A 24,704-nucleotide genomic window follows, 5' to 3' on the forward strand; every position below is an offset into this window, starting at 1 on the left:
GCTTGTCGAAGGGCCGTTCTTTCTTTCGGGCGCCGTAAGAAGAAGGTCGGTGCTTCGACAAGCTCAGCACGAACGGATTTTGGGGTGATGCTGACTAAACGCGCGCCGCTCTAACCGGGGGCGACGGTGGCTTTATCTATCCGCCCAGCTCGCGGTCATCAGATAGTTAAGCGCCTCGCTCCCGCCGAGCTTGAAACCCCGCGCCGCCGACGGTGCCAGCCCGGTGCGATCGACAACCTCCAGCCCGGTGCCCTCTAGCAGTCCGGCCAGTTCATCGGGTTTCAGAAACTGATCCCAATCGTGCGTCCCGCGCGGCACCGCGCCGACGCGTTCGGCAGCCTCGACGAGCAGCAGCTTCGAGGCGATCGTGCGGTTCGGGGTCGAGAGGATCATCAGGCCGCCGGGCGCAAGACGCGCCGCGAGTTCGGCAACGAACGCCGCGGGATCGGCGACATGTTCGATGACCTCCATCGACGTCACCAGATCGAAGGTCGCCGGCGGCAGCGCGGCCAGTTCACCGGCATGATAGGTAATCGCCAGCCCCTGCCCCGTCGCGTGATCCTTCGCCACGGCAATATTCTCCGCCGCCGCATCGACGCCGGTGACGGCGGCGCCCATCCGCGCGAGAGGTTCGCACAGCAATCCCGCACCGCAGCCGACGTCGAGCGCGCGCTTACCCGCGAGTGGATGGCGTTCGCGCGCATCGACGTGCCAATGCCCATCGATCTGTTCGCGAATATATGCGAGCCGCACCGGGTTCAGTCGATGCAGCATCGCCGACGATCCGCGCGGATCCCACCAGTCGGCGGCCAGCGCCCCGAAATGCGCGGCTTCGTGCGGATTGATCGTTGCGGCGTTCATGTATCGCGATGTGGCATCACTGCCCTGCGCACGCAAGAAAATTACCGCTCTGGATCAAAGATCGACCCAAAACCTTGTTTAGGTTGCCTGTCACCAAGAAAATATATCCTGACCGGATAATCGCTGCCTTGCCATCGCCCTTTGCCTTCCGTAACGACGCGAGCGCCGCAGAAATGCTTGGAAAGTTGCGGCCGAAACCATATCAGAAAGCGGGGCGAGATGGCGCGGATCGTGATGAAATTCGGGGGCACGTCGATGGCGGGCACCGAGCGGATTCGCACCGTGGCGAAGCTCGTCGCGCGCGAAGTCGCCAATGGCAACGAGGTCGCCGTCATCGTCTCCGCAATGGCGGGCGAAACCGACCGGCTCGTCAATTTCTGCCGCGAGGCCAACCCGCGCTTCGATCCCGCCGAATATGACGTCGTCGTCGCCAGCGGCGAACAGGTAACATCGGGCCTGCTCGCTCTCACGCTTCAGGCGATGGGCGTCCCCGCGCGCAGCTGGCTCGGCTGGCAACTGCCGATCCGTACCGAGGAAGCGCACGCCCGCGCGCGGATCATCGACATTGACACGGGCGCGCTGACCGCCGCGATGGCAAGGGGCGAGGTCGCGGTAATTCCCGGATTCCAGGGCATGATGGACGACGGCCGCATCGCCACGCTGGGCCGCGGCGGATCGGACACCAGCGCCGTCGCCGTCGCCGCGGCGGTCAAGGCCGACCGCTGCGACATCTATACCGACGTCGACGGCGTCTACACCACCGATCCGCGCATCGTCGCGCGCGCGCGCAAGCTCGACTATGTCACCTATGAGGAAATGCTCGAACTCGCGAGCGTCGGCGCCAAGGTACTCCAGACGCGCTCGGTCGGGCTCGCGATGAAGATGGGCGTGCGCGTGCAGGTCCTGTCCAGCTTTGTCGAGGGCGACGAAGCTCCCAAAAAAGGCACGATGATCGTCAGCGACGAGGAAATAGAGGAACATCAGATGGAACGGCAGCTGATCACCGGCATCGCCCACGACAAGAATGAAGCGAAGATCATCGTCACGCGCGTGCCCGACAAGCCCGGCGGCGTCGCCAACATTTTTGGCCCGCTCGCCGCCGCGGGGATCAACGTCGACATGATCATCCAGAATGTCGGCCGCGAAAAGGGCGAGACCGACGTGACCTTCACCGTGCCGGGCACCGACCTCCTCCGCTCGATCGACCTGCTCGACGACGCGAAGGACAAGATCGGTTTCAACCGCATCATCAGCGACGACAAGGTTGCCAAGATCAGCGTCGTCGGCGTCGGCATGAAAAGCCATGCGGGCGTCGCAAGCACGATGTTCCGCGCACTGGCCGACCGCGGCATCAACATCCAGGCGATCTCGACCAGCGAGATCAAGGTCAGCGTGCTGATCGACGAGGATGAGACCGAACTCGCGGTGCGCGTGCTGCACACCGCTTACGGGCTCGACGCCGAGTAGACACCGTCATTGCGAGCGCAGCGAAGCAATCTCCAGTTCGATGGCTGGCGATGCTTCGCTGCGCTCGCAATGACGAAAGCGTTACTCGGCAATCACCACACCGCGCCGCAGCCGCGCCTGCATCACGAAATGCACCACCGCGATGTGGACCGCAAACAGGCCGAATTTCGACGCGAGCGGAAAGATGCCGATGAACAGCGGCCACCAGGCGGTGAAGAAAAGCGCGACGATCAGATTGAGCGCGGCGCTCGCGAACATCATCGCCGACCAGATCATGCCGAACCGGTCCATCACGTCGCCCACAATCGCCATCTGCTCAGGCGGGATATAGCGGCTGAGCCAGCCTTTGCGCAGCATCACCGTCCCGACGATCAGATAGACGATCGTCGGTTTCGCCATCACGAAACGCGGATCGCCGGTAAACAGTGTCGCCGCGGCCGTGAGCAGGACCGACGCCAGGCTGATCCATTGCAGCGCCGCGACCTTGTTGCCGCGTGCCAGCTCATATCCCACCACCGCAATCGCAACCACGGTGCCCGCCACCGTCGCTGGCACGATCTCCGCCCCCGCCGCCAACAGGATCGCAAAGACGATAATACCGAGCGAATCGAACAGCATCGGTCCGACGGCATAAAGCAGCGCACGCATAGAGTGTCCTCTCGCAGCTAAATGTTTTCGCTGTCAACATTGCAATTTGTCCGAGTGAGGTCAAGTCAAAAATTTACGTTGTTAACATTGGCGGCTGCGAGTGGGGCGCGATTGAAGTCATGGATCCCGGATCAAGTCCGCGATGACGAAGGTCTGGAAGCGACCGATTGCCGCCATAAGTCGAATATGGCATTCGGCGTCCGTGGATGCACATGACCAATGGCTAGATTCCGAACGTCAACAGAAGCGTCGCAGCGCAAACTTTTCGCTAGCGATGCTTCTATCGCCGCCATTGCTAGCCCTCATTGTCCTTAGCCCCGCAGTTTTGGTGCGGCTGGATGGGACATCAAATACAACGCGAACTTTTTACGCAGTTTATCTGACATTGGCCCTTATCGGCGCGTTTCGGTTCGCCCGCAAGCGGTTCGCGGTCGGATCGATCGGCCGGTATACTGTCAATTTCATTGCGATTGCTCTTGGGATTTTTGCGCCGCTGATGGTGATCGCCGCGCTGCGTAGCGTGATTTAAACCAAATCGAATGTCCGCTTCCCACCCCAAAGCGATCATTAAAAGGCCTTTCCTACTTCACCCCGCCATGCTTCAAACTGGCCGATGGAACACACCGCCCCACCCGCTCCGCTTCTCGCGGACACCTGCCTCGCCTTCACCGCCGTCCCGCTGGAACGCCGCCGCGCCGACGGCTGGACAGCCGAAACGCAGGGCAATTTCATTCGCGCGCTCGAAGCGATGGGGTCGGTTGGGAAAGCGGCGCGCGCGGTCGGCATGGGCCGCGCCTCGGCCTACCGCCTGCGCGATCGGCCGGACGCCGCCAGCTTCGCTGCCGCATGGGACCGGGCGATCGCGACGGGGCGCACGCATCAGTTCAGCATCGCGATGGACCGGGCGCTCAACGGCGTCACGATCGTCCGCGTATTGAAGGGCGGCGCGATTGACGTCAGCGGCGGTCCCGACATGACCGTGGTGAATGCCGTGCTGCGCGACGACGGCTTCGCTAAAGCGACAAAGGAGACAATATGAACGCGTTCATGCGAATCTTTTGTCGCTTTAAGGCCCTGAACCCAAGCCCCAAAAAGAAGACCCGCCCCCGGGCCCATGTCCCCGGGGGCGGGTCGCGACGCGTCGTCCTGACCCCGCTTTCGGTCCCGCGGCATGATGCGGGACCGGGTGCGGCGATCAGGCGAGGTCGAAACGGTCGGCGTTCATCACCTTGGTCCAGGCCTTGACGAAATCCTTGACGAACTTTTCTTCATGACCGCTTTCGGCATAGACTTCGGCAACCGCGCGCAGTTCCGAGTTCGAACCGAAGACCAGGTCGGCGCGGGTCGCGCGCCAGGTTTCGTGGCCGCCCTTGCGGTCGGTCGCGATAAACTCCTGATCCTCCGATCCATCGACCGCCTTCCAGACATTCGTCATGCCCAGCAGGTTGACGAAGAAGTCGTTGGTGAGTTGCCCCGACCGTTTGGTGAAATGACCATGACCGCGCTCGCCATGATTGGCGCCGAGCACGCGCAGGCCACCGATCAGCACCGTCATTTCGGGCACCGACAGGCCAAGCAGCGACGCGCGGTCGAGCATCATTTCCTCGACCTTCAACGCCAGCTTCTTCTTCCCGACATAGTTGCGGAAGGCATCAGCCTCCGGCTCCATCACCTCGAAACTTTCGACATCGGTCTGATCCTGCGTCGCGTCGCCGCGGCCACCGGTAAACGGCACCACCACGTTGAAGCCCGCATCCTTGATCGCCTTCTCCAGCCCGACCACGCCGCCGAGCACGATCGCGTCGGCCATCGACAGGTTGCCGCGCAGCCCGTCGAGCGTGTCCAGCACTTTCGCGAGCATCGCCGGTTCGTTGACCTCCCAGTCCTTTTGCGGCGCAAGGCGCACGCGTGCGCCATTGGCGCCGCCGCGGAAATCGGACTTGCGGAAGGTGCTCGCCGACGCCCAGGCGGTCTTGATCAGCTGGCTGACGGTCAGGCCGCTCGCGGCGATCTTGTCCTTCACCGCCTGCACCTCGGCATCCGACGGCATGGTGCCGGCGGGAATCGGATCCTGCCAGATCAGGTCTTCGGCCGGGACTTCGGGGCCGAGGTAGCGGATCTTGGGTCCCATGTCGCGGTGCGTCAGTTTGAACCAGGCGCGCGCAAAGGCATCCTTGAATGCCTCATGGTCTTTGCGGAACCGTTCGCTGATTGCGCGGTAGGCGGGATCGCGTTTCAACGCCATGTCGGCGGTGGTCATCATCGTTGGAACCTTGATGTTCGGATCCCACGCCGCCGGGGCCATATCCTCCTCTTTCTGATTGATCGGCTGCCACTGGTTCGCGCCCGCGGGCGACTTCACCAGTTCATAGTCATAGTCGAACAGCAGGCGGAAATAATTCTCCGTCCATTCGCGCGGGGTGTTGGTCCATGCGCCTTCGATGCCGCTGGTGACGGTATGTTCACCGATGCCGCCGCTCTCATGGCTGCTGACCCAGCCGAAGCCCAGCGCAGCCAGGTCGCCGCCCGCGGGCGCGGCGCCCAGCAGCGAAGGATCGCCATTGCCATGCGCCTTGCCGAAGGTATGCCCGCCGGCGGTGAGTGCGACGGTTTCCTCGTCGTTCATCGCCATCCGCTTGAAGGTTTCCTTCATGTCGCGCGCCATGCCTTCGTCGTCGTGCGGATTACCGCCGGGGCCTTCGGGATTGACGTAGATCAGGCCCATCTGGATCGCGGCGAGCGGTCCTTCGATCGTTTCCATTCCCTTGGCGGGGTCGATGCGCGTCTGGACGCCCTGATTGACCCACTTGTCTTCGCTGCCCCAATAGATGTCGCGTTCGGGTTCATAGACGTCGACGCGGCCGCCGCCGAAGCCGAACACCGGCCCGCCCATGCTTTCAATGGCGACATTGCCGGCGAGGATGAACAGGTCGGCCCAGCTGATCTTATTGCCATATTTCTGCTTGATCGGCCAAAGCAGGCGACGCGCCTTGTCGAGGTTGCCATTGTCGGGCCAGCTGTCGAGCGGCGCGAAACGCTGCTGCCCGCTGTTGGCACCGCCGCGGCCGTCGACGGTGCGATAGGTGCCCGCCGCGTGCCACGCCATGCGGATGAAGAAGGGGCCGTAATGTCCATAGTCGGCGGGCCACCACGGCTGGCTGTCGGTCATCAGCGCGGTGAGGTCGTCCTTGAGCGCCTGATAGTCGAGCGATTTGAACGCCTCGGCATAATCGAAATCCTCGCCCATCGGGTTCGACGGACCATTGGGATTGAGGATCTCGGTCGCCAGCATGTCGGGCCACCAATCCTTGTTGGTGCGGCCGAGAAGCGCGCGAACGCCGCCGGGCTGATGGACCGGGCAACCGCTTCCGATGGGGGTCTGGTCGTTCATACAGTCTCTCCTCTCAAGGTTTTTATGATGATGGTCGGCCCCCATGACGCGGGCATGACGCGGACAGCCGCTTGGCGGCGAGGCACAGAAAAGCGTGGATGGGCGTCGAGTTGATAGCGGCATCCTTTCGATCTGGAGCGCACGATAGGCGCCGCCCTTAAATCGACCTAACCGAATAAGCTGAATTCAGTCATCGATTGAACCGATCAATAAATTTGCGGTTGCTGCGACAACGGGCATCCGTCGTGCCGCGGCCACGCCCCGGCGCCTCGGGGGAACATCCTGCATCGACCGATGGTTCATCCACTGCCCGCCATGACGGCATGGCGCGGCAAAGAGGAGAAGGAAAATGGCTAACAACCCCAACGAGCAGAACCAGAAAAATCCGCAGGCGGACCGCGACGAAGAACAGCGCCGCCAGCAGCAGCAGCAGCAGGACGGCCAGAACCGCCAGCAGGGCGGGCAGCGCTCCGACCAGGATCAGAATAAGAACCCTCAGCAGCGCTGATTATCGGCTGGAGGAGAAAGGGACCGCCCCGCCGGGCGGTCCCTTTTCCATGAACGGGGTCCGTCAGAAGCCAGCCTTGATCGTCGCACCCCATGTACGCGGGTCGCCCGGCAGCCCGACGATCAGCCCGGTGTTGCCCGGCCCGACGCTCAGCTGATCGATATAATCTCGGTCGAATGCGTTGCGGACCCATGCGAAAATGTCGAGACCGTCATTGGCGCGAAAACCCGCCCGGAAATTCGACAAGGCATAGCCCTTGACCCATGTATAGGCCGAAGGCGACGGATTCGACGACCAGTTAGACCGATAATTGCCGTCATAACCGAGGTAGAATTGTCCTTCCTTGCCGACGAGGCGGGATTCGGCGTTGGCCTCCGCGCCGAAGGAAAAGGCCCATTTCGAAACGCCCGGCAGGCGCTGCCCCGAAATGTCGCAATTCGGCGGGCTGCTGGCTCCTCCCGACAATTCGGGCGGGCAAGGAGCATCGACAAACCGCTTATATTTGGCATCGGTGTAGGCACCGTTGGCATAAGCGCGAAACCGCTCGCTCGGCCGAACCGATACGTCGAATTCGGCGCCCTGCGTGCGCACCTTATCGGCATTGGCCAGATAGCCGCGCAGCACCCCGAACTGCCCGTTGTTCACATTGGCCTGGAAATTCCCGATGTCAGTGCGAAAGGCCGTGAGGTTCAGGGTGATGCGCCGATCCCAGAATTCGGCCTTCACCCCGGCTTCATAATGATCGACCGATTCAGGTTTCACCGTCGCGGCAGCGAGGATCGGGTTACCGTCGGCGCCGTTGGGCACACCATTCTGATTGATTCCGCCCGATTTGAACGTCTTGGCATAGGTCGCATAGAAAAGCAGGTCGGTCGCCGCCTTCCACGTCGCGGTGAGGTCATAGCTGAAGTTCCAGTCGCTGAACGAGGGCGCATATTCCTGCGGTGTGAACACGCCGAGCCGCGCGACGGATACCGGATCGGTCAGGCCCGCCGTCACCGCCGAGCCGTCGCCGGCAAAGACGAGGCGGCGATAATAGCCGTCCTTCTTGTCGTAGTTCAACCGGACGCCGGGCTGGATCGTGACCTGGTCGGTGACCTTCCAGCTCAGCTGACCGAACAGGGCGGCGCTGGTGTTTTTGAGATACTGGGTGTTGATGGCGGTCAGGCCGTCGAGCACCGAGGGATCGTTCGACAAGGCGCTCGCCGGATTGAGCGTCCAGCGGCTTGACGCCGGGCCGTGGGCTTCGGTGCCCTGCGTGTCGATACGCTGGTAATAATAAAAGCCGCCGACGACAAAATCGAAACGGTTACCGGTGTAGTTGTATCGAAGCTCCTGCGTGTACTGATCCTGCTGCGACGGGTTCTGCGACTTGGTGACGATCGGCAGGCCGGTAAAGTCGCGATCGTTTTCGGGCTGCCAGTCCCAATAGCGCCACGCCGTAACCGACGTCAGCGTGCCCGGCCCGACGTCCCATTTGATGCGCAGCGACGCCCCGCCGATCTCGTTGCCCGCATTCAGGGTGGCGTCGAGATCGGTGAGCCGGTCATAGGGATTGTCGCTGGGAAAAGCATAGCCCTGTGCCGCAGCTAGCGCGGCGAACTGGCGATTGAGCGGCCGCTGCGTTGCCCCGGTGCGAACGAATACCGAGCCGCAGCACACCGCCTCCTGCCGGTTCCAGTCGCCGGCGAGCGTGATGTCGAGAGCGTCGGTAGGGCGCCAGAGCAATTGCCCGCGAATGCCGATATTGTCCTGACTCTGGATATGACGGTCGGTCGTGACATTGTAGATCGTGCCGCGGCGGCTGGTCGACGAGACGGCAACGCGCGCCGCGAGCGTGTCCGACAACGGCCCGGAAATCGCGGCTTTCGCCTGCTTGAAATTCAGGTTGCCGATGCTGACCTCGGCCTTGCCTTCGAAATCGAAACCGGGCTGATTGGTGGTGATGTTGATCGCGCCGGCCGTCGTATTCTTGCCATAGAGCGTTCCTTGCGGACCGCGCAGCACTTCGATCTGCGCAACATCGAGGAAGTCGAAGGTCGAAGAGGCGACACGCGAATAATAGACATCGTCGACATAAATCCCCACGCCCTGCTCGATGCCGTCGTTGGTGAGGCCGAAGGGCGCGCCGATGCCGCGGATATTGACCGCGGTGTTGCGCGGGTTCGACGAATAGAATTGCAATGTCGGCGTAAGCTGCGTGAGCCGCCCGACGTTGAAGCTGCCGGTATTGTCGATCTGTTCGCCCGCGACGACCGAAATGGCGATCGGTACGTCTTGTGCAGTTTCGCTGCGGCGGCGTGCGGTTACGACGATATCGCCGCCGTAGCTGCCGCCCTCGACCTGTGCGGCGGCGTCATCGGCAGTGAGTTCGCCGGTGATTTCCTCGGCGGCGGCGGGAGTCGCCAACAGCAAGGAGAGCGTGAGGAGGCTGGCCGGTACGCGCCGGTGGGCGGACGGATATTTTGCGGTCATGACAATTTCCTGTTGCAAGAAAATTGCCACATCCGGCGGTCCGGTCTGCGGCATCAGGTCGGGGATTATCCCCGGCGGGAGCAGTTTGAGTTGGGTGTATCAGTTCGGGTAGCGGTGGCGTTCGGTCACATCGACCTGCACCAACTTTCCTTCATGAACCGTGAGCTGGATCGCGCCGAACTTGAGCTTGTCGAGCGCGTCGAGCACGGTCTGGATGGCCCGGCGCGCCGGCTCCGGACGATCTTTCACGATATGGTCCGCGGAGGTCATCGATATTCCTTTCCCATTGTGGATTCGAGGGATCATCATATGCCAAGTGATTTAGTTGACAATGATCGATTTGCTTTTTGCGCCGAAAGGTTGGGTTGCTGCGCTCAACGGATTCCGGTCTGCGGCGGGTTGATCTGCTCCGCGACGCCAGGGATTGCGCGCGAGTCCGAGTGCTGGCAAAGGCGGCTTTAATGAGCAAAATTCATGAACTGATGGCCCGCGGAACCGAGCTTCTCGGCAGCGACTATGCCATCCTCTGCGGCGCGATGAGCTGGGTTTCCGAGCGCCATCTGGTCAGCGCGATCAGCAATGCCGGCGGTTTCGGCGTGATCGCATGCGGCGCGATGACGCCCGACCTTCTGGACGCAGAAATTGCCGCAACCAAAGCACTTGCGACGCGCAATTTCGGCGTCAACCTGATCACCATGCATCCCCAGCTTTTCGAGCTGATCGACGTGTGCGCCAGGCACGACGTTGGCCATGTCGTGCTCGCCGGCGGCCTGCCGCCCAAGGGCAGCCTGGAGGCGATCAAGGCATCGGGCGCGAAAGTGATCTGCTTTGCGCCCACCCTCGCGCTTGCCAAGAAGCTCGTCCGCTCCGGCGTCGATGCGCTGGTGATCGAGGGGATGGAGGCCGGCGGTCATATCGGTCCCGTCTCGACCAGCGTGCTGGCGCAGGAAATCCTGCCCTCGCTCGCCGACGAGCTTCCGGTCTTCGTCGCCGGCGGCATCGGCCGCGGCGAAGCGATCGCTGCCTATCTGGAAATGGGCGCGTCGGGGGTTCAGCTCGGCACGCGTTTCGTCTGCGCGACCGAGAGCATTGCACATCCCAATTTCAAAAAGGCCTTCCTCCGCGCTTCGGCGCGCGAAGCGGTCGCGAGCGTCCAGATCGACCCGCGCTTGCCGGTCATCCCGGTCCGCGCGCTCAAAAATGCGGGCACCGAAGCCTTTACCGCCAAGCAGCGCGAAGTCGCGAACAAGCTCGACAAGGGCGAGGTCGACATGATGGAAGCGCAGCTGGAGATCGAACATTATTGGGCGGGCGCGCTGCGCCGCGCGGTCATCGACGGCGATGCCGAGAACGGGTCGTTAATGGCAGGGCAATCTGTCGGTATGGTATCTGAAGAAGAAAGTGCGGCCGAAATCGTCGCATCGCTGGTGCAACAGGCCGAAGCGGCCTTGCACGCTCGGGGTTGATACCGCACGTTATTATGCGGTTGGGGAGTGGATCATGAATTTGTCGCGTAAGATCGTTCTGGCTGGTCTGCTGGCGAGTGTTGCCGCCTGTGCGCCCAAGCCTCCCCCGCCACCTCCGCCGCCTCCCCCGGCGCCGCCGGTCGTCATCATCCCGCCACGGCCGCTGCCGCCGGGCAATGCGTCGCTGACGCAAATCCTGCCCGGCCGCGGAATCGACGGCAAGTTCGTGACGGCGAACAGCGGCGTGACCGGCGATCGCGCCTTCTGGCAGCTCAAGATCGGGCTCAACGTCGCTGCGATCGGGTGCCGCGGCTTAGAAGAAGCGACGCTGGTCGCCGCCTACAACAATATCATCAAGGCGCATGGCAAGACGATCCGCTCGACCGAAAAAACGGTGATCCGCGACCTTGGCAAGGAAACGAAAACCAACGGCACTGCCGCACGCGACCGCCTGTCGACGCAGCTGTTCAACTATTTTGCCCAGCCCCCGGCACAGCGCGCCTTCTGCACCCGCGCGAACGAGATCGCCCAGCTCGTGTCCTCGGCACCAAGCGCGCAGGTCGTCGAACAGGCGCCTGCGCATCTGCTTCGCCTCGACGAACCCTTCACCGAGTTCTACGAGGCCTATGCGAAATATCAGGCGGACGTCGCGGCATGGGACGCCAAATATGCGCCGCGGCCAGCGATTATGGCCGCGCCTGCACCCGTAGCGTCGACAGCCCCGCTTGGCCCGGTCGGCCCGGCTTCGGCATCGATCAGCGGGCCCGTGGAGCCGCCGTCGAACAAGTGACGCTGGCGGCGACCGCGCAGGATTAGATTGGGCAATCGCGCGCGGGGTATTGGCGCGCGCCGTATCCTTCTGATAGCAGGATGGCGATGACCAACGCCCCGCCCCCACCCTCGTCGGCCGCCCAGTCGGCGCGCACCATCCTGACCCGGCTGCACGAGGTGATGGCATCGCGCGTCAACGCGCAGGGCAAGTTAAACCAGGTCGTCGGCATTATCGGCGAATGTCTCGATAGCGAGGTCTGCTCGATCTATCTGCTCCGCGACGGCGCGCTCGAGCTTTATGCGACGCGCGGGCTGAAGCAGGAGGCGGTGCACGTCACGCGCCTGGGCCTTGGCGAAGGGTTGGTCGGGATGATCGCCGACCAGATCGAGACGCTGAACCTCGACGAAGCCGCGGCGCACCCCGATTTTTCCTATCGCCCCGAAACCGGCGAGGAGTTGTTCCACAGTTTTGCCGGAGTACCGATCATCCGTCGCGAGCGCGCGGTCGGCGTGCTCTGCGTCCAGCACGCCGAACCGCGCCGCTATGACGACATCGAGATCGAGACGCTGCAGACGGTCGCCATGGTGCTTTCCGAGCTGATCGCCAACGCCGACCTTGTCGATACCGCCGCGCGCACCGACGCCGCGACCGCCGACCAGTCGGCGCAGCGCCTGTCGGGGCAAAAGCTGGTCGACGGCATGGGCGCAGGGGTCGCGGTGTTCCACCAGCCGCGCATCACCATCGAGCATACGGTCGCCGACGACACCGAAGCCGAGCGTCATCGCGTCTATGCCGCGTTCGACAAGATGCGCGAACAGATCGACCGCATGGCGAGCCAGGCCGAATTCGGCGTCGGCGGCGAGCATGAGGAGGTGCTCGAAACCTACAAGATGTTCGCCTATGACGAGGGTTGGTCGCGGCGGATCAACGAGGCGATCGACAGCGGTCTGACCGCCGAGGCGGCGATCGAGCGCGTCCAGCAGCGCACCCGGATGCGGATGCGCCAGATCGACGACCCGTTGCTGCGCGACCGGATGCACGACCTCGAGGATTTGTCGAACCGGCTGATCCGCATCGTATCGGGACAGATAGGAACCGCGGCGCAGATGGGCCTGCGCCATGACTCGATCCTTATCGCGCGCAACCTCGGCCCGGCCGAATTGCTCGAATATGACCGCCGCCGACTGAAGGGCGTCGTGCTCGAAGAGGGCTCGCTCACCGCCCACGTCATCATCGTCGCACGCGCGATGGGCGTACCCGTCATCGGCCGCGTCCGCGATGTGCGCAGCTCGATCCGCGAGGGCGACCTGCTGCTGCTCGACGCCAGCACCGGGTCGGTGCATGTCCGCCCGACGCCCGCGGTGCAGGAAGCGTTCGACGCCAAGCTCGAAATCTCGCAAAAACGCCGCGCCACGCTGGCGGCGCTGCGCGACCTGCCCGCGGTCACCAAGGACGGCGTTGCGATCGAGCTGATGATCAACGCGGGTCTGCGCGAGGATGTCGCCGCGCTCGACCTGACCGGTGCAAGCGGCATCGGGTTGTTCCGCACCGAGTTCCAGTTTCTCGTCTCGGCAACGCTGCCCGCCCGCGAGCGGCAGCAGCGGCTTTACCGCGACGTGCTCGACGCCGCGGGCAACCGGCCGGTGATTTTCCGCACCGTTGACATCGGCGGCGACAAGGCGCTGCCCTATATGAATATGGACGACAGCGCGCAGGAAGAAAATCCCGCAATGGGCTGGCGCGCGCTGCGCCTCGCGCTCGAACGCGAGGGGCTATTGAAGGTACAGGCGCGCGCATTGATGGAGGCCGCCGCCGGACGCACGCTCAATGTCATGTTCCCGATGGTGTCTGAACCTTGGGAATATGAAGCCGCGCGCGCACTTTTTGTCGCGCAGCGCGCCTGGCTTGCGAGCCGCAACAAAAAGCTTCCGGTAGCGATCCGCTATGGCGCGATGCTCGAAGTGCCGGGGCTCGTCGAAACGCTCGACCTGATGCTGCCGCACCTCGATTTCCTGTCGATCGGCACCAATGACCTTACGCAGTTCCTGTTCGCCGCCGACCGCGCACACCCGCGGCTCGCAGAGCGTTACGACTGGCTGTCGCCGACGGTGATGCGCTACCTCGCGCGCGTGGTAAAGATCGTGTCGGGGTCAAAGGTCCAGCTCGGCGTCTGCGGCGAAATGGGCGGGCGCCCCCTCGAAGCCATGGCGCTGCTCGGCGTCGGGATCGAGCGCCTGTCGATCACGCCAGCTGGCGTCGGCCCGGTAAAAGCGATGATCCGCTCGCTCGACCTTGGCGCGCTGCGCGCCGACATGCCGGCAATCCTGGCGCAGCCGGCGGCGAGTCCGCGCGAACAATATCGAAGCTGGGCCGAACGGCATCAGGTCGATCTCGGCGACTGATCGCGACCGGTCAGGAATTAACCTTTCCACAGGAATATTTTGGTTAATACACTCTTGCACCCACCCGCGGGAGGCTGGAGAATATGATGCAGTTGGTCAAACGGTCCTACGCCGGTGTCATGCACGCGATTGCCGGACTTGGCCCGATGAAAAAGCTGACCCTCGAAGCGCGGCAGAGCGACGAATATGGCTGGCTGCGCTGGGCGGCATCATTGCTCGCCATCCATGACATCGAACGCATGATAGCGTTGGGCTTGCCTTGGTGGAATGTTGCCGCAACGCGCGAGGTCGCCGAATTTCTGCGCGCGCGGCCGAATGCGCGCGTGTTCGAATATGGCGCGGGCGCCAGCACCGTCTGGCTCGCCCGCCACGCCGCCAGCGTCGCATCGGTCGAACATCATGCCGAATGGCATCAACGGCTGATCAGAGAGGTCGCCCGCTTTCCCCATATCCAGCTTAATCATCGCGAAATTGACGGCGACGCTTATATCGGTGCGATTGATGAGGTGGGCGGCGTGTTCGACCTGATCGTCATCGACGGCCGCCGCCGCACCGAATGCCTCGCGCGCGCAATCCCGCATCTAGCGGCGGGCGGCATCATCCTGCTCGATGACAGCGGCCGCGGCCGCTATCGCAGCGCGATCCGGAATTGCGGACTGAAGGAGCGCCGCTATTTCGGCCGCTCCTATTGCGTCCCCTACCCCGATTTCACCAGCATTCTTTATGGCTGACACCGGCGCGGCGCCACGCCGACGGCCCTTCGACCGGTACGGCCGATGGCTCGGCGGCGCGGCGCTGGCGGTCAGTATCGCCTTCATCGGCGAGCGGCTGTGGCGGCTCGACTGGTCGACGCTTGCGCCGCACGCTTCGTGGGCGCTCGCCGGTTCGATGGCTGCGGCCGCGCTGCTCTTTGCCGCCGCCGATCGAGCGCTGGCACGCGCATGGAGCATCGTCGTCGATCCAGACGGTCGCCAGTCGCGGCGCGACATGGCGCGCATCTATGCCCGCGGCGTGTTGATGAAATATCTCCCGGGGTCGGTGTTCCAATATGTCAGTCGGCAACTTGAAGGCGCGCGAAGCGGGATTGAGCATAAGCTGCTCGCCAAATCGATCGGCGTCGAAGTTGGGCTGCACCTCGTCAGCAGCATGTCGGTTGCGGCCGCCTGTCTTGCCTTTGATCGCCAGCCGATAGCGGCCCTCCTCGCCGCAGGTCTGGTCGTCGGCGTATCGCTGGCGGCGCGCCGCTCGTTGCTGACCGCACTGGCGTTTCAGATCGTTGCGTTCGGCGCTTTTGCGCTGGCCGCGGCACTCGTCGGCGCATCCGTGCTGCCAGCCGGCACCAGCCTTGCCCATTTCGCCGCGCTGTTCCTCTTCGCCTGGCTCGCAGGCTTCGTAGTGCCGGTGTCGCCGGGCGGGATCGGCGTGCGTGAAGCCGCCCTGCTCGCGCTCGCGGGCGCCGGCATGCCCGCGGCCGGGCTGATGGCGGCAACGCTGGCGCTGCGCGGGTCTTCGATTGCGGGCGACTTGGGGTATGGGCTTGCGACGATGAAACAGGAGCTATGGAAATCGAAAACCAAAACCTAGCAGCGGAGGCGCCAGAACGGCGATGTCTTTAGGTCGCCGCCCGATGCCGAGTTCAATATGCGGACAAAATAGGGCCGTTCGGCCAAGCAAAATTCGGGCGGCGCAATTTATCGCCCCAGCGTAGCGTAACGTCCGTCGATCGGGTTCCGGATGCCTTGTGCAATCCCCTGTGCAATTCGATCAAGCTGCCAACGGGATAATGCGTGCCATCGACAATAATAGCGCCGCCTTCAACGGTGTAAACGCCCGGGATCGCTACCTCGAAACCGGTAGTTTGATCACCCGCCGGAATAATCTTTCCAGCAACGAAAACCGCGCCCCAATGGCGCACATAATTTTCACGCAGAATTTTTTCATCGTCAGGCAAAAACCCTGCGTCATTGTCGGCGTCACCGAATAGCTGCTGCAGCACCACATTGTTGGCCAAAAGGAACGGAACCGACTCCATCTCGATGGCCTTCTTGTAAATTGGCTCACCCGACCGGAAATAAATGTCCAGCCCCCAACCGCTGGCGAAATGATTTACGGCCCTTGGAAAATCGCCGACCATGCCGCTGTTGTCGATATATGTGACCGGGACGGGAAATATCATATGGATACCCGTTTGGATCGCGCGCTGCCGCGAAAGAATATTCCGATCTTCGACGACGAACAACACAAGCGCACCAGCGAGCGGGAGAAGGGCCACCGTGATCGTGCCATAGCGTCGACGAAACCAGTCGACCACAGGCCACGACGCAACGACTGCGGGCGGCAGGATGAAGGCAAAATGATATGGAAAGGCGTTGCGATAGATCGCCACGGTCGCCAGCGGTGCAAGGAACGACAGCGAGAGGATACGCTCCATGCTGTCGCGGCCGGGCCAGCAGGCATAGAGCGCCGCGCCCAGAATCGCGATCGACAACAGCGGTGCAAAGGCGATTTGCCGGACAAGCCACGCGCCTTGCGGAAAGATGCCGCCGGAAAACATGCGGTAGATCGACGCGCGGCCCAGATCACCTATGTCGCGCACAATTCCTAAAAAGCCGTCCGTCGGCAAATAGGGCGCCGACCAGAGCAGCGTTGCGCCCGCCAGCACGGACAGCATCACCGCGCCCGCCACGGCCCAGCGGTGACCGGGCCCTTCCAGCCGGTATAGTGCGACGCCGAGAAATGCAGGTAGGTAGAGGACAGTTTTTATCGTCGAAACAAAGGCGAGGCCGATCAAAAGAATTATCGCTGCTATTTCGATGCTCCGTAGCGGGCGGCACGTGCCTATCCACAACGCCACCATCAGCAGGGCTGCCGCGATCATGTCGGCGCGCAGTGCAAATGCATGCAGGAACACGTAGCCGCCGGTCGCATAGAGCAGCCCGCAGAGTACCGCTGTTTCGCGGTTCGAGAAGCGATGCACTATTGCGGCAATGGAAGCAACGGCGGCCACCTCGAACGACAGCGTAAGCAACCGGATCAGCTGAATATGATCGATATTGTCCCCCGGAAGCGAGGGAACCCACCAAAATAGCGCTACAAAGGGCGCCTGCAGCCACGGTGCCGGGCGGCCAAGCAGATGCTGGTGAATCTGGCTGAAGTGAAAAAATTCGTCCCAGTTGACGCTTTTGGAAAAGACGAGCTCGATCTGAAGCAAAACGACGAACGCCAGCATTCCGTACAAAAGCTGGACCGCGGTCGGGCGGCGCAGCCGAGCCGCATAACCCTTCCATCGTAAAGCAGAAACCGACGTCAACGCGCGGTCCTTTGCTTGCGCCCGATGCCATCGTTCACCGGATCGGTTGCCCGGCGGTCCCTGGCATCGAGACGCTCCTCGATCCGACGCAGGCGAACGAGGCTTGCCTCGATCAATTTGCGGTTTGCCGCGATCAGGTCGGCGAGCACTCCCATCACCGCCACCATCGCGCCAAGAACAAGCAGCGCGCCGCCGATGACGAGCGACTGGACATGCCCATCACCGCTCCCCTGAAAATAGAAGATCAGGAAACGAACGATCGGTATCACGCCAATAAACGCAATCGCCAGCCCAAGCCCGACAAAGGCGCGCAGCGGGTTATAGGTCGTATAGGCGCGCGCCATTGTGATGCCGGTGTTGACGATGAAGCGCGGGATCGATTTGAACAGACGCGACGGGCGCAACGTTGCGTTGGTCCGGATCGGCACGCTGACGATCGACAGGCGCTTGCGCCCGGCCTGGATCAACATGTCAGTCGTATAGCTGAATTCGGTCGTGATGTTGATCCGCAGCGCCGCTTCGCGGCTGATCGCGCGAAAGCCGCTGACCGCATCCGACACCTGCACCTTGGCGAGGCGCTGGACGATCGCGCTGCCCAGTCCCTGCAACCGGCGCTTGACGGGGCCGAAATGTTCATTGTCGCCAACGCCGCGGTCGCCAATTACGATGTCTGCGCGCCCGTCGAGGATCGGTGCGACGATCCGTGCTATATCCTCGCCGACATACTGCCCATCGGCATCGGTATTAACGATGATGTCGGCTCCGGCCGCAAGTGCCGCGTCGATACCTGAACGGAAGGCTGCAGCTAGTCCGCGGTTGGTGCGGTGACGCACGATATGGTGGACGCCCCACATCCGGGCGACCTGTGCGGTATTGTCGGTGCTTCCGTCATCGATGACCAGAATTTCGATCGTGTCGACGCCCTCGATCTGGCGCGGCAGCGCCGTGAGCGTCGCCGGAAGATCCTCGGCCTCGTTCAGGCAGGGGATTTGGATGACAAGCTTCATCGACGCCCGCTCCCGCTCCACGGCCGCTTGTGCCACCTGCGATGATCCATGGAAACTCCGAAAAATCCGTGTTCCCACGAACTACGCGCTCGTGGTTAACATCATGCTAATGTTCAACTGTCGTTGGATTGCCACGACACATTTGTTTATGATATGTTCTCACAAGATTCGTGAGGAGATTGAAATGACGGAACACCCCCCTCGCGCCAGTGGCCAGTGTCACTGCGGCGCGATCCGCTATTCGATGAGTACTGCCGTGCAGCACCATGCGCTTTGCCACTGCGTCGACTGCCGCCGTCATGCGGGCGCGCCGATGGTGGGTTGGGGGATGGTTAGTACAGATGAGATCGAGATCAGCGGCACGCCGAAAATCTACGCGTCGTCCGAACATGGCCGCCGCCATTTCTGCGGAGATTGCGGCACCGGCCTCTTTTACACCAACGATCAGATTTTCCCCGGTCTGATCGACGTGCAGACTGCGACGCTCGACGACCCCGACCTCATCCCGGCGCAAGCGCAAATTCAGACCGCCGAACGTATCGGCTGGATGGAAAATCTGGGCGACCTGCCCTCGTTCGAGCGTTATCCACCCTTCGAATAAGGCGGATCGCCGTTGGCAGGGCCGCCGCGACTTCACGATGCCAAGGTTCGCTCTGCCGGCATAATCCGACGGAGGATCACGCGGGCGCGCGGCGGAGCCTTTGCGACGCGCTAACCACCGCTTCGCTCGCCCCGCCGCTCGTCCCACCAGGCCATGCGCTCGGCGATCCGCTTTTCAAAGCCGCGGTCGACGGGACGGTAATAATCGCCCGGCGCCATACCGTCGGGCCAGTAATTGTCGCCCGAAAAGCCGTCGGGGGCATCATGGTCATAGCTGTAGCCCGCGCCATAACCCAGATCCTTCATCAGCTTCGTCGAGGCATTGAGGATGTTCGCGGGCGGCGCGAGGCTGCCGGTGTCGCGCGCCGCCGTCCATGCCGCCTTTTGCGCAGCATAGGCAGCGTTCGATTTGGGCGCCGTGGCGAGGTAGAGGCACGCTTGCACGATCGCGAGCTCGCCCTCGGGCGAGCCGAGAAACTGGTAGGCGTCCTTGGCGGCGAGGCACTGCACCAGCGCCTGCGGGTCGGCGAGGCCGATGTCCTCGCTGGCGAAACGCACCAGCCGCCGTAGCACGTAGAGCGGCTCCTCGCCCGCGACGAGCATCCGCGCGAGCCAGTAAAGCGCCGCCTGCGGGTCGGACCCGCGCAATGCTTTATGCAGCGCCGAGATGAGATTGTAATGACCGTCGCCGCCCTTGTCGTAGACCGGCATCCGGCGATGAAGGAAGGCGGCGAGTTCGGCCGGATCGAGCGGCGCGTCGATCGCCACGGAAAATAGTGTTTCGACCTGATTGAGCAGAAAGCGCCCGTCGCCGTCGGCGCTCGCGACCAGCGCAGCGCGCGCCTCCGCCGTCACCGGCAGCGGGCGGCCGACCTCGGTCTCGGCGCGATCGATCAGCGCATCGAGCGCCGCGTCGTCGAGCCGGTTCAGCACCAGCACCTGCGCGCGGCTGAGCAGCGCGGCGTTCAACGCGAAGCTGGGGTTTTCGGTCGTCGCGCCGACGAGAACGACGGTGCCGCGCTCGACATAGGGCAGGAAACCGTCCTGCTGGGCGCGATTGAAACGATGGATTTCGTCGACGAAGAGCAAGGTCCGCTTGCCCGCCGCAGCCATTTTTTCAGCATCGGCAAAGGCCTGGCGCAGATCGGCGACGCCCGAAAACACCGCCGAGAGCGGCGCGAAGCGCATCGCCACTGCCTCGGCAAGCAGGCGCGCGATCGTCGTCTTGCCCGTGCCCGGCGGACCCCACAGGATGATCGACGATAATTGGCCCGCCGCGACCATGCGCCCGATCGCGCCGTCGGCGCCGGTCAGATGCTCCTGCCCGACAACGTCGGCGAGGCTGCGCGGGCGCAACCGTTCGGCGAGCGGCGCGGGGCCGGCCCCGGCGTCACGCTTCGCCGCTGGCATTTCCTCGCCGAAGAGATCGCCCGCCATCGCGAACTCAACCGCCGCGCCGCTGTTTCTGGCGGATGAGGCGCAAATAGGTATCCGCAACCGCCTGGTTGATCGCATCCCACTGGTAAGCACCGCTTTCGCGCACCGCCGCAGCGCCATGGTCGGCGCGCAGCGCGGTATCGCTGCAATAGCGCTGGAGATGGTCGGCGAAGCCCGAGATCGATCCCGGCGCGACGAGATAGCCCGTGTGGCCATGCTTGACGATGCTCGCGCTGCCCGTCGCTCGCGCCGCGACCACGGGCAGGCCGCAGGCCATGGCCTCGAGTGTCACATTGCCAAAGGTTTCGGTGACCGACGGGTTGAAGAAGATGTCGCACGATGCAAGCGCATGAGCGAGGTCGGCACCGCCCTGGAATCCCACAAAATGTGCAGTCGGCAGGCGCGATTCAAACCAGTCACCCGCGGGCCCCTCACCGATCACAACCACCCGATGCGGAACGCCGCGGCGCGTCAACACGTCGATGGCATCGGCAAAGACGTCGAGCCCCTTTTCCATCACCAACCGGCCGAGGAAGGCGATGGCGGGCGTGTCGTCGGCAATGCCGAGCGTCTGGCGCCAGCCCATGTCGCGGCGCGCGGGGTTGAAAATCCCCTGCTCGACGCCGCGCGTCCAGATGCCGATGTCATAGTTCATCCGCTGGTCGCGGAGCACCTGCGCAAAGCTTTCGGAAGGTGCGATCAGCGCGTCGCAGCGGCGATAGAGTTTGCGAAGCCAGGCGACGACGAGCGGTTCAAGAAACGAAAGGTTGTAATAGCGGAAATAGGTTTCGAAGCGCGTGTGGACCGAACAGGCAACAGGAATTCTGCGCCGCCGCGCCCACGCCGCCGCCTGCCGCGACACGCGGTCGGGGCTGGAGATATGGAGGATATTGGGGGCAAAGGCGGCGACATCTTCGCGCACCCTCGACGAAAAGCTCAACGGCATACGATATTCGCTGCGTCCGGGGATCGCCATCGACGGTACACTGACGAGGTCGCCCGTCGGCTCGAAATCGGGATGGGCGACGGTCGGCGAATAGACGCGCACCGCCGCGCCCTTAGACAATAAATAGCCGACCAGGCGATTGAGCGCCTTGTTCGCGCCATCGGTCGTCATGTTGTAATTGCCGCTGAACAGGGCGATGCGAAGATCGGAAACTTCCATCTCGCCTCGCCTAGTCGCTCGGAAAGGCAAAGGCAATTGCGTCAAAACCCCTCGCGGCGCTCCGACGGTGCTTCCAGATCGACCTCGATGGGTGGGTGCAACCGCAGGTGATGGACGCGGCGTTCGTCGGCGTCGGTCACCTCGATCCGCCAGCCGCTCGGGTGGACGAGCACTTCGCCAACCTGGGGCACATGGCCCGCGAGCACAGCGGCGAGCCCGCCGAGCGTGTCGACATCCTCCTCGATTTCGCCCAGCCGCGCATCGACCGCTTCGCCCAGGTCGTCGAGTTCGGCACGCGCGTCGACTTCCCAGCAGCCACCCTCGCCCGCGACGATCAGCGGTTCGGGTTCGTCGTCATGCTCATCCTCGATCTCGCCGACGATCTCCTCGACCAGATCCTCGATCGTCAGCAGCCCTTCGGTGCCCGAATATTCGTCGATCACGATCGCCAGATGCGTGCGCTTGGCGCGCATTTCGGCGAGCAGGTCGAGCACGCCCATCGATTGCGGCACATAAAGCGGCTGGCGGAGCAGGTCGAGCATAGGCGGCGGCGGCCGCTTTTCGGCGAGCACGGCAAACACGTCCTTGACGTGGATCATGCCGATCACCTCGTCCAGGTTTTCGCGATACACCGGCAGGCGGCTGTGGCCCGCGTCGGCAAAGATCGCCAGCACGTCCTCGAACGTCGCGGTTTCGGGAATCGCGATGATCTCGCCGCGCGGCACCGCGACATCGTCGACCGTCTGTTCGCCGAAATGGAGGAGGTTGCGCAGCATCTTGCGCTCGATGGGCGAAAGGTCGCCGACGATGTTGCTGCCGCGGCGATCGTCGCCCTCTTCCTCGGCTTCGTCGATAACCTCTTCGATCTGTTCGCGCAGCGACGGTTCCTTGTCGCCGCCGAACAGCAGATTTCTGAGCCCGGACAGCAGTCCGGGTCTGCTACTGTCCTCTTCCGATCGGTTCGAAGACCCCTGGTCGTCGGGCATGTTGGCGGCGTTTCCCTTGTTAATCCTGATCCGCATATGGATTGGCGATGCCCAAGGATGCAAGGGCTTTCACTTCCAAAGCCTCCATCGCCCCCGCCGACGCATCGTCCATATGGTCATAGCCGACGAGGTGCAGCGCGCCGTGAACGATCAAGTGCGTCGCATGATCGGCGAGCGAAACCTCTTTCTCAGCCGCTTCGCGCGCGCAGGTTTCGCGCGCGAGGACGATGTCGCCGAGCAGGATTTCGCCGTCGTCGCTGTTCGCGAGGCTTTCGAGCAGATCGGCCTGAACCTGCGGAAAGGAGAGCACGTTAGTTGGCTTGTCCTTCCCCCGAAAATCGCGGTTGAGCGCATGAACCTCGGCATCGTCGGTCAGGCGCACCGCGACCTCGACGAGCGGCGCCGCATCGGCGAGCGAGGCAAAGGGAGTGATCGCAAGCGCTGCCGTCACCGCTTCGGCGGCGCGCGCCTCCCAATCGAGCGTGTCGGGCCACGGCGTTGCGGCGTAGGTTTCGACGCTCAGCACGAAAAAAACTGCGCAGACATAATGGCGGAAAACTGCGCAACTTCACTCGCAAATCGCGTTTTTGGCGTTGAGCTTGCACATGCGGAGGCGTCGTTCGGCATCATGCCCATCCGCTACCGCGCCGCGGCGCAGTAGGACAGTTTTTTTTGGCGGATCGCCTGTGATGACTGAGGGGTGGCGACCGGATATTCCCCTATCTGTCATCCCGGCGAAGGCCGGGATCTCGCCGGTGCGGTAAACCGATAGGGTGAGATCCCGGCCTTCGCCGGGATGACGATGAAATAAAGGCCGGCTTCAATCGAAACCGCCCTCCCCTCAATGCATATGCCGCAGCTTGTCCGGGTTGCGCATCACATAGATGCCGGTGACCTTGCCATCCTCAATCTCCAGCGCCGTCGTCTGAAGCTCGCCATCGGACTCACGCGTGACGAAACCCGGCAGACCGTTGATCAGGCCCATTTGGATGAGCGTCGAGCCATATTTGCGCAGCAACACGGCGACGCTGCGATGCACCTTCATCACCAGCGCCTTGCCGAGGATCGGAATCGCGGCCGCCGGACGTTTGCCGCCGCCGTCGGCCCACATGCCGACGTCGGCGGCGAGGAGCGCGCCGAGCGCCGCCATATCGCCGCTGCGCGACGCCTCGAAAAAGGCGTGCGCAATTTCCAGTCCGCGCTCCTTTTCAAGCTTGTAGCGCGGGCGCGCGCCGCGAACATGCGCGCGGGCACGCGCGGCGAGCTGGCGCGCCGCGGCGGCGTCGCGGTCGATCGTTTTGGCGACCTCGTCGAACCCGACGCCGAACACATCGTGGAGGAGGAAGGCCGCGCGCTCGAGAGGAGAGAGCCGCTCGAGCGCGAGCATCAGCGGCAGAGTGACGTCGTCGTCGGCTGCTTCCTCCCCGACAAGTGGGTCGGGAAGCCAGGGGCCGATGTAGGTTTCGCGCTGCACCCGCGCCGATTTGAGCTGGTCAAGGCAGAGCCGCGTCACCGTGCGGCGCAGGAAGGCGGCGGGCTCGCGCACCGCGCCGCGGTCGGTGCCGAGCCAGCGGATGAAGGCATCCTGCACGACATCCTCGGCATCGGCGACCGAGCCCAGCATCCGGTATGCGACGCGCGTAAGCATCGGACGCAGCGGATCAAAAAGACCCGCTGCATCCGTCGCATCGTCCGGGCGCGTCGCTGTCATCAGGCCGCCCTGGCCGCCGGGGTCTCAAGCCACAGGTCGAAACCGACGGCAATCCGGTTCCAGCCGTTGATGATGTTGATCATCAGGGTCAGCTTCACCTGTTCCTCCGGCGTGAAATGCGCTTCGAGCGCCTCTTTCGGAGCATTCTGTGTGTGCCCTTGCGACAGCGTGGTCAAGGCATCGGTCCAGGCAAGCGCGGCGCGTTCGCGCGGCGTATAAACGGGGGCTTCGCGCCAAGCAGCGAGCAGGTAGATGCGCTGTTCGGTTTCGCCCTTGGCGCGCGCCTCGGCGGTGTGCATGTTGATGCAATTGGCACAGCCGTTGAGGATCGACGCCCGGATTTTCACCAGCTCGATCAGGCTCGGCTCAAGGCTGTCCTGCACCGCAAGGCTGACGCCCATCCACTGTTTCATCAGCTGCGGCGCGGCGGCGAAGGGGTCGGTTACGCGGGTCATATCGTGTCTCCTTGAGGGGTTGCACAGACATGACGAGGCAGAA

General features: G+C 63.3%; 23 protein-coding genes. 10 read left to right on the forward strand and 13 right to left on the reverse strand.

Annotated elements, in window-relative coordinates; genetic code table 11:
* Positions 1-132: 132 nt before the first annotated feature.
* A complete protein-coding gene (ubiG, locus tag VSX77_RS02365) occupies positions 133-861 on the reverse strand; it encodes a bifunctional 2-polyprenyl-6-hydroxyphenol methylase/3-demethylubiquinol 3-O-methyltransferase UbiG (protein ID WP_338426068.1) in 729 nt (242 codons plus the stop codon).
* Between the two features lie 219 nt (positions 862-1,080).
* Between ubiG and VSX77_RS02370 the strand changes: the two genes are divergently transcribed.
* Positions 1,081-2,328 (forward strand): aspartate kinase, encoded by a 1,248-nt coding sequence (locus VSX77_RS02370; RefSeq protein WP_338426069.1) that lies wholly within the window; start codon positions 1,081-1,083, stop codon positions 2,326-2,328.
* 81 nt (positions 2,329-2,409) lie between these two features.
* On the opposite strand, the gene VSX77_RS02375 is transcribed toward VSX77_RS02370, so the two are convergent.
* Positions 2,410-2,976, reverse strand: a complete 567-nt coding sequence (locus tag VSX77_RS02375) for an inner membrane-spanning protein YciB (protein ID WP_338426070.1) — start codon at positions 2,974-2,976, stop codon at positions 2,410-2,412.
* Between the two features lie 142 nt (positions 2,977-3,118).
* Here VSX77_RS02375 and VSX77_RS02380 point away from each other — a divergent pair, with 142 nt between their 5' ends.
* Both VSX77_RS02380 and VSX77_RS02385 read left to right on the forward strand, forming a co-directional pair.
* Positions 3,119-3,505, forward strand: a complete 387-nt coding sequence (locus tag VSX77_RS02380; protein WP_338426071.1) for a hypothetical protein — start codon at positions 3,119-3,121, stop codon at positions 3,503-3,505.
* An 84-nt stretch (positions 3,506-3,589) separates the two neighbouring features.
* Complete coding sequence (locus VSX77_RS02385) at positions 3,590-4,015, forward strand: hypothetical protein (protein WP_338426072.1); 426 nt, start codon at positions 3,590-3,592, stop codon at positions 4,013-4,015.
* 156 nt (positions 4,016-4,171) lie between these two features.
* On the opposite strand, the gene katG is transcribed toward VSX77_RS02385, so the two are convergent.
* The gene (gene katG, locus VSX77_RS02390) at positions 4,172-6,367 is read right to left on the reverse strand and encodes a catalase/peroxidase HPI (protein WP_338426073.1); all 2,196 of its coding nucleotides are present in this window, start codon (positions 6,365-6,367) and stop codon (positions 4,172-4,174) included.
* Positions 6,368-6,716: 349 nt separating this feature from the next.
* On the opposite strand from katG, the gene VSX77_RS02395 reads away from it, so the two are divergent.
* Positions 6,717-6,875 (forward strand): hypothetical protein, encoded by a 159-nt coding sequence (locus VSX77_RS02395; protein ID WP_338426074.1) that lies wholly within the window; start codon positions 6,717-6,719, stop codon positions 6,873-6,875.
* Between the two features lie 63 nt (positions 6,876-6,938).
* Here the strand turns inward: VSX77_RS02395 and VSX77_RS02400 are convergent, their stop codons facing one another.
* Together VSX77_RS02400 and VSX77_RS02405 are read right to left on the reverse strand one after the other, a co-directional pair.
* The gene (locus VSX77_RS02400) at positions 6,939-9,350 is read right to left on the reverse strand and encodes a TonB-dependent receptor (protein WP_338426075.1); all 2,412 of its coding nucleotides are present in this window, start codon (positions 9,348-9,350) and stop codon (positions 6,939-6,941) included.
* Positions 9,351-9,449: 99 nt separating this feature from the next.
* The gene (locus VSX77_RS02405) at positions 9,450-9,620 is read right to left on the reverse strand and encodes a YezD family protein (RefSeq protein ID WP_338426076.1); all 171 of its coding nucleotides are present in this window, start codon (positions 9,618-9,620) and stop codon (positions 9,450-9,452) included.
* Between the two features lie 191 nt (positions 9,621-9,811).
* Between VSX77_RS02405 and VSX77_RS02410 the strand changes: the two genes are divergently transcribed.
* The 5 genes from VSX77_RS02410 (at position 9,812) to VSX77_RS02430 (ending at position 15,574) form a co-directional block, all read left to right on the forward strand.
* Positions 9,812-10,816, forward strand: coding sequence for an NAD(P)H-dependent flavin oxidoreductase (locus VSX77_RS02410; protein WP_338426077.1), 1,005 nt, complete (start codon positions 9,812-9,814; stop codon positions 10,814-10,816).
* A 34-nt stretch (positions 10,817-10,850) separates the two neighbouring features.
* The gene (locus VSX77_RS02415) at positions 10,851-11,606 is read left to right on the forward strand and encodes a hypothetical protein (protein ID WP_338426078.1); all 756 of its coding nucleotides are present in this window, start codon (positions 10,851-10,853) and stop codon (positions 11,604-11,606) included.
* An 86-nt stretch (positions 11,607-11,692) separates the two neighbouring features.
* Positions 11,693-13,990 carry a phosphoenolpyruvate--protein phosphotransferase gene (gene ptsP / locus VSX77_RS02420; RefSeq protein ID WP_338426079.1) on the forward strand — a complete coding sequence of 766 codons (2,298 nt, stop codon included), beginning with the start codon at positions 11,693-11,695 and terminating at the stop codon, positions 13,988-13,990.
* An 86-nt stretch (positions 13,991-14,076) separates the two neighbouring features.
* Complete coding sequence (locus tag VSX77_RS02425) at positions 14,077-14,721, forward strand: class I SAM-dependent methyltransferase (protein WP_338426080.1); 645 nt, start codon at positions 14,077-14,079, stop codon at positions 14,719-14,721.
* On the forward strand, positions 14,714-15,574 hold the full coding sequence (locus VSX77_RS02430) for a hypothetical protein (protein ID WP_338426081.1): 861 nt from the start codon (positions 14,714-14,716) through the stop codon (positions 15,572-15,574). Before VSX77_RS02425 ends, VSX77_RS02430 begins: the two co-directional genes overlap by 8 nt.
* 52 nt (positions 15,575-15,626) lie before the next feature.
* On the opposite strand, the gene VSX77_RS02435 is transcribed toward VSX77_RS02430, so the two are convergent.
* The gene (locus VSX77_RS02435; RefSeq protein WP_338426082.1) at positions 15,627-17,300 is read right to left on the reverse strand and encodes a hypothetical protein; all 1,674 of its coding nucleotides are present in this window, start codon (positions 17,298-17,300) and stop codon (positions 15,627-15,629) included.
* Positions 17,297-18,307 carry a glycosyltransferase family 2 protein gene (locus VSX77_RS02440; RefSeq protein ID WP_338426083.1) on the reverse strand — a complete coding sequence of 337 codons (1,011 nt, stop codon included), beginning with the start codon at positions 18,305-18,307 and terminating at the stop codon, positions 17,297-17,299. The genes VSX77_RS02435 and VSX77_RS02440 overlap by 4 nt, the downstream gene beginning before the upstream one ends.
* Positions 18,308-18,491: 184 nt before the next feature.
* Here VSX77_RS02440 and VSX77_RS02445 point away from each other — a divergent pair, with 184 nt between their 5' ends.
* Complete coding sequence (locus VSX77_RS02445; protein WP_338426084.1) at positions 18,492-18,908, forward strand: GFA family protein; 417 nt, start codon at positions 18,492-18,494, stop codon at positions 18,906-18,908.
* A 110-nt stretch (positions 18,909-19,018) separates the two neighbouring features.
* On the opposite strand, the gene VSX77_RS02450 is transcribed toward VSX77_RS02445, so the two are convergent.
* The 6 genes from VSX77_RS02450 to VSX77_RS02475 all read right to left on the reverse strand — a co-directional run bounded on the left by VSX77_RS02450 (position 19,019) and on the right by VSX77_RS02475 (position 24,661).
* Complete coding sequence (locus VSX77_RS02450) at positions 19,019-20,344, reverse strand: replication-associated recombination protein A (RefSeq protein ID WP_422397267.1); 1,326 nt, start codon at positions 20,342-20,344, stop codon at positions 19,019-19,021.
* Between the two features lie 7 nt (positions 20,345-20,351).
* Positions 20,352-21,509, reverse strand: a complete 1,158-nt coding sequence (locus VSX77_RS02455) for a glycosyltransferase family 4 protein (protein ID WP_338426085.1) — start codon at positions 21,507-21,509, stop codon at positions 20,352-20,354.
* A gap of 41 nt (positions 21,510-21,550) precedes the next feature.
* Positions 21,551-22,495 (reverse strand): hemolysin family protein, encoded by a 945-nt coding sequence (locus VSX77_RS02460; protein WP_338426086.1) that lies wholly within the window; start codon positions 22,493-22,495, stop codon positions 21,551-21,553.
* Between the two features lie 19 nt (positions 22,496-22,514).
* Complete coding sequence (ybeY, locus tag VSX77_RS02465; RefSeq protein WP_338426087.1) at positions 22,515-23,021, reverse strand: rRNA maturation RNase YbeY; 507 nt, start codon at positions 23,019-23,021, stop codon at positions 22,515-22,517.
* A 315-nt stretch (positions 23,022-23,336) separates the two neighbouring features.
* On the reverse strand, positions 23,337-24,206 hold the full coding sequence (locus VSX77_RS02470) for a sigma-70 family RNA polymerase sigma factor (protein ID WP_338426088.1): 870 nt from the start codon (positions 24,204-24,206) through the stop codon (positions 23,337-23,339).
* Positions 24,206-24,661 (reverse strand): carboxymuconolactone decarboxylase family protein, encoded by a 456-nt coding sequence (locus tag VSX77_RS02475; RefSeq protein WP_338426089.1) that lies wholly within the window; start codon positions 24,659-24,661, stop codon positions 24,206-24,208. The genes VSX77_RS02470 and VSX77_RS02475 overlap by 1 nt, the downstream gene beginning before the upstream one ends.
* Positions 24,662-24,704 lie beyond the last annotated feature (43 nt).

This window comes from Sphingopyxis sp. TUF1, from assembly GCF_036687315.1.
Taxonomy (GTDB): domain Bacteria; phylum Pseudomonadota; class Alphaproteobacteria; order Sphingomonadales; family Sphingomonadaceae; genus Sphingopyxis; species Sphingopyxis kveilinensis.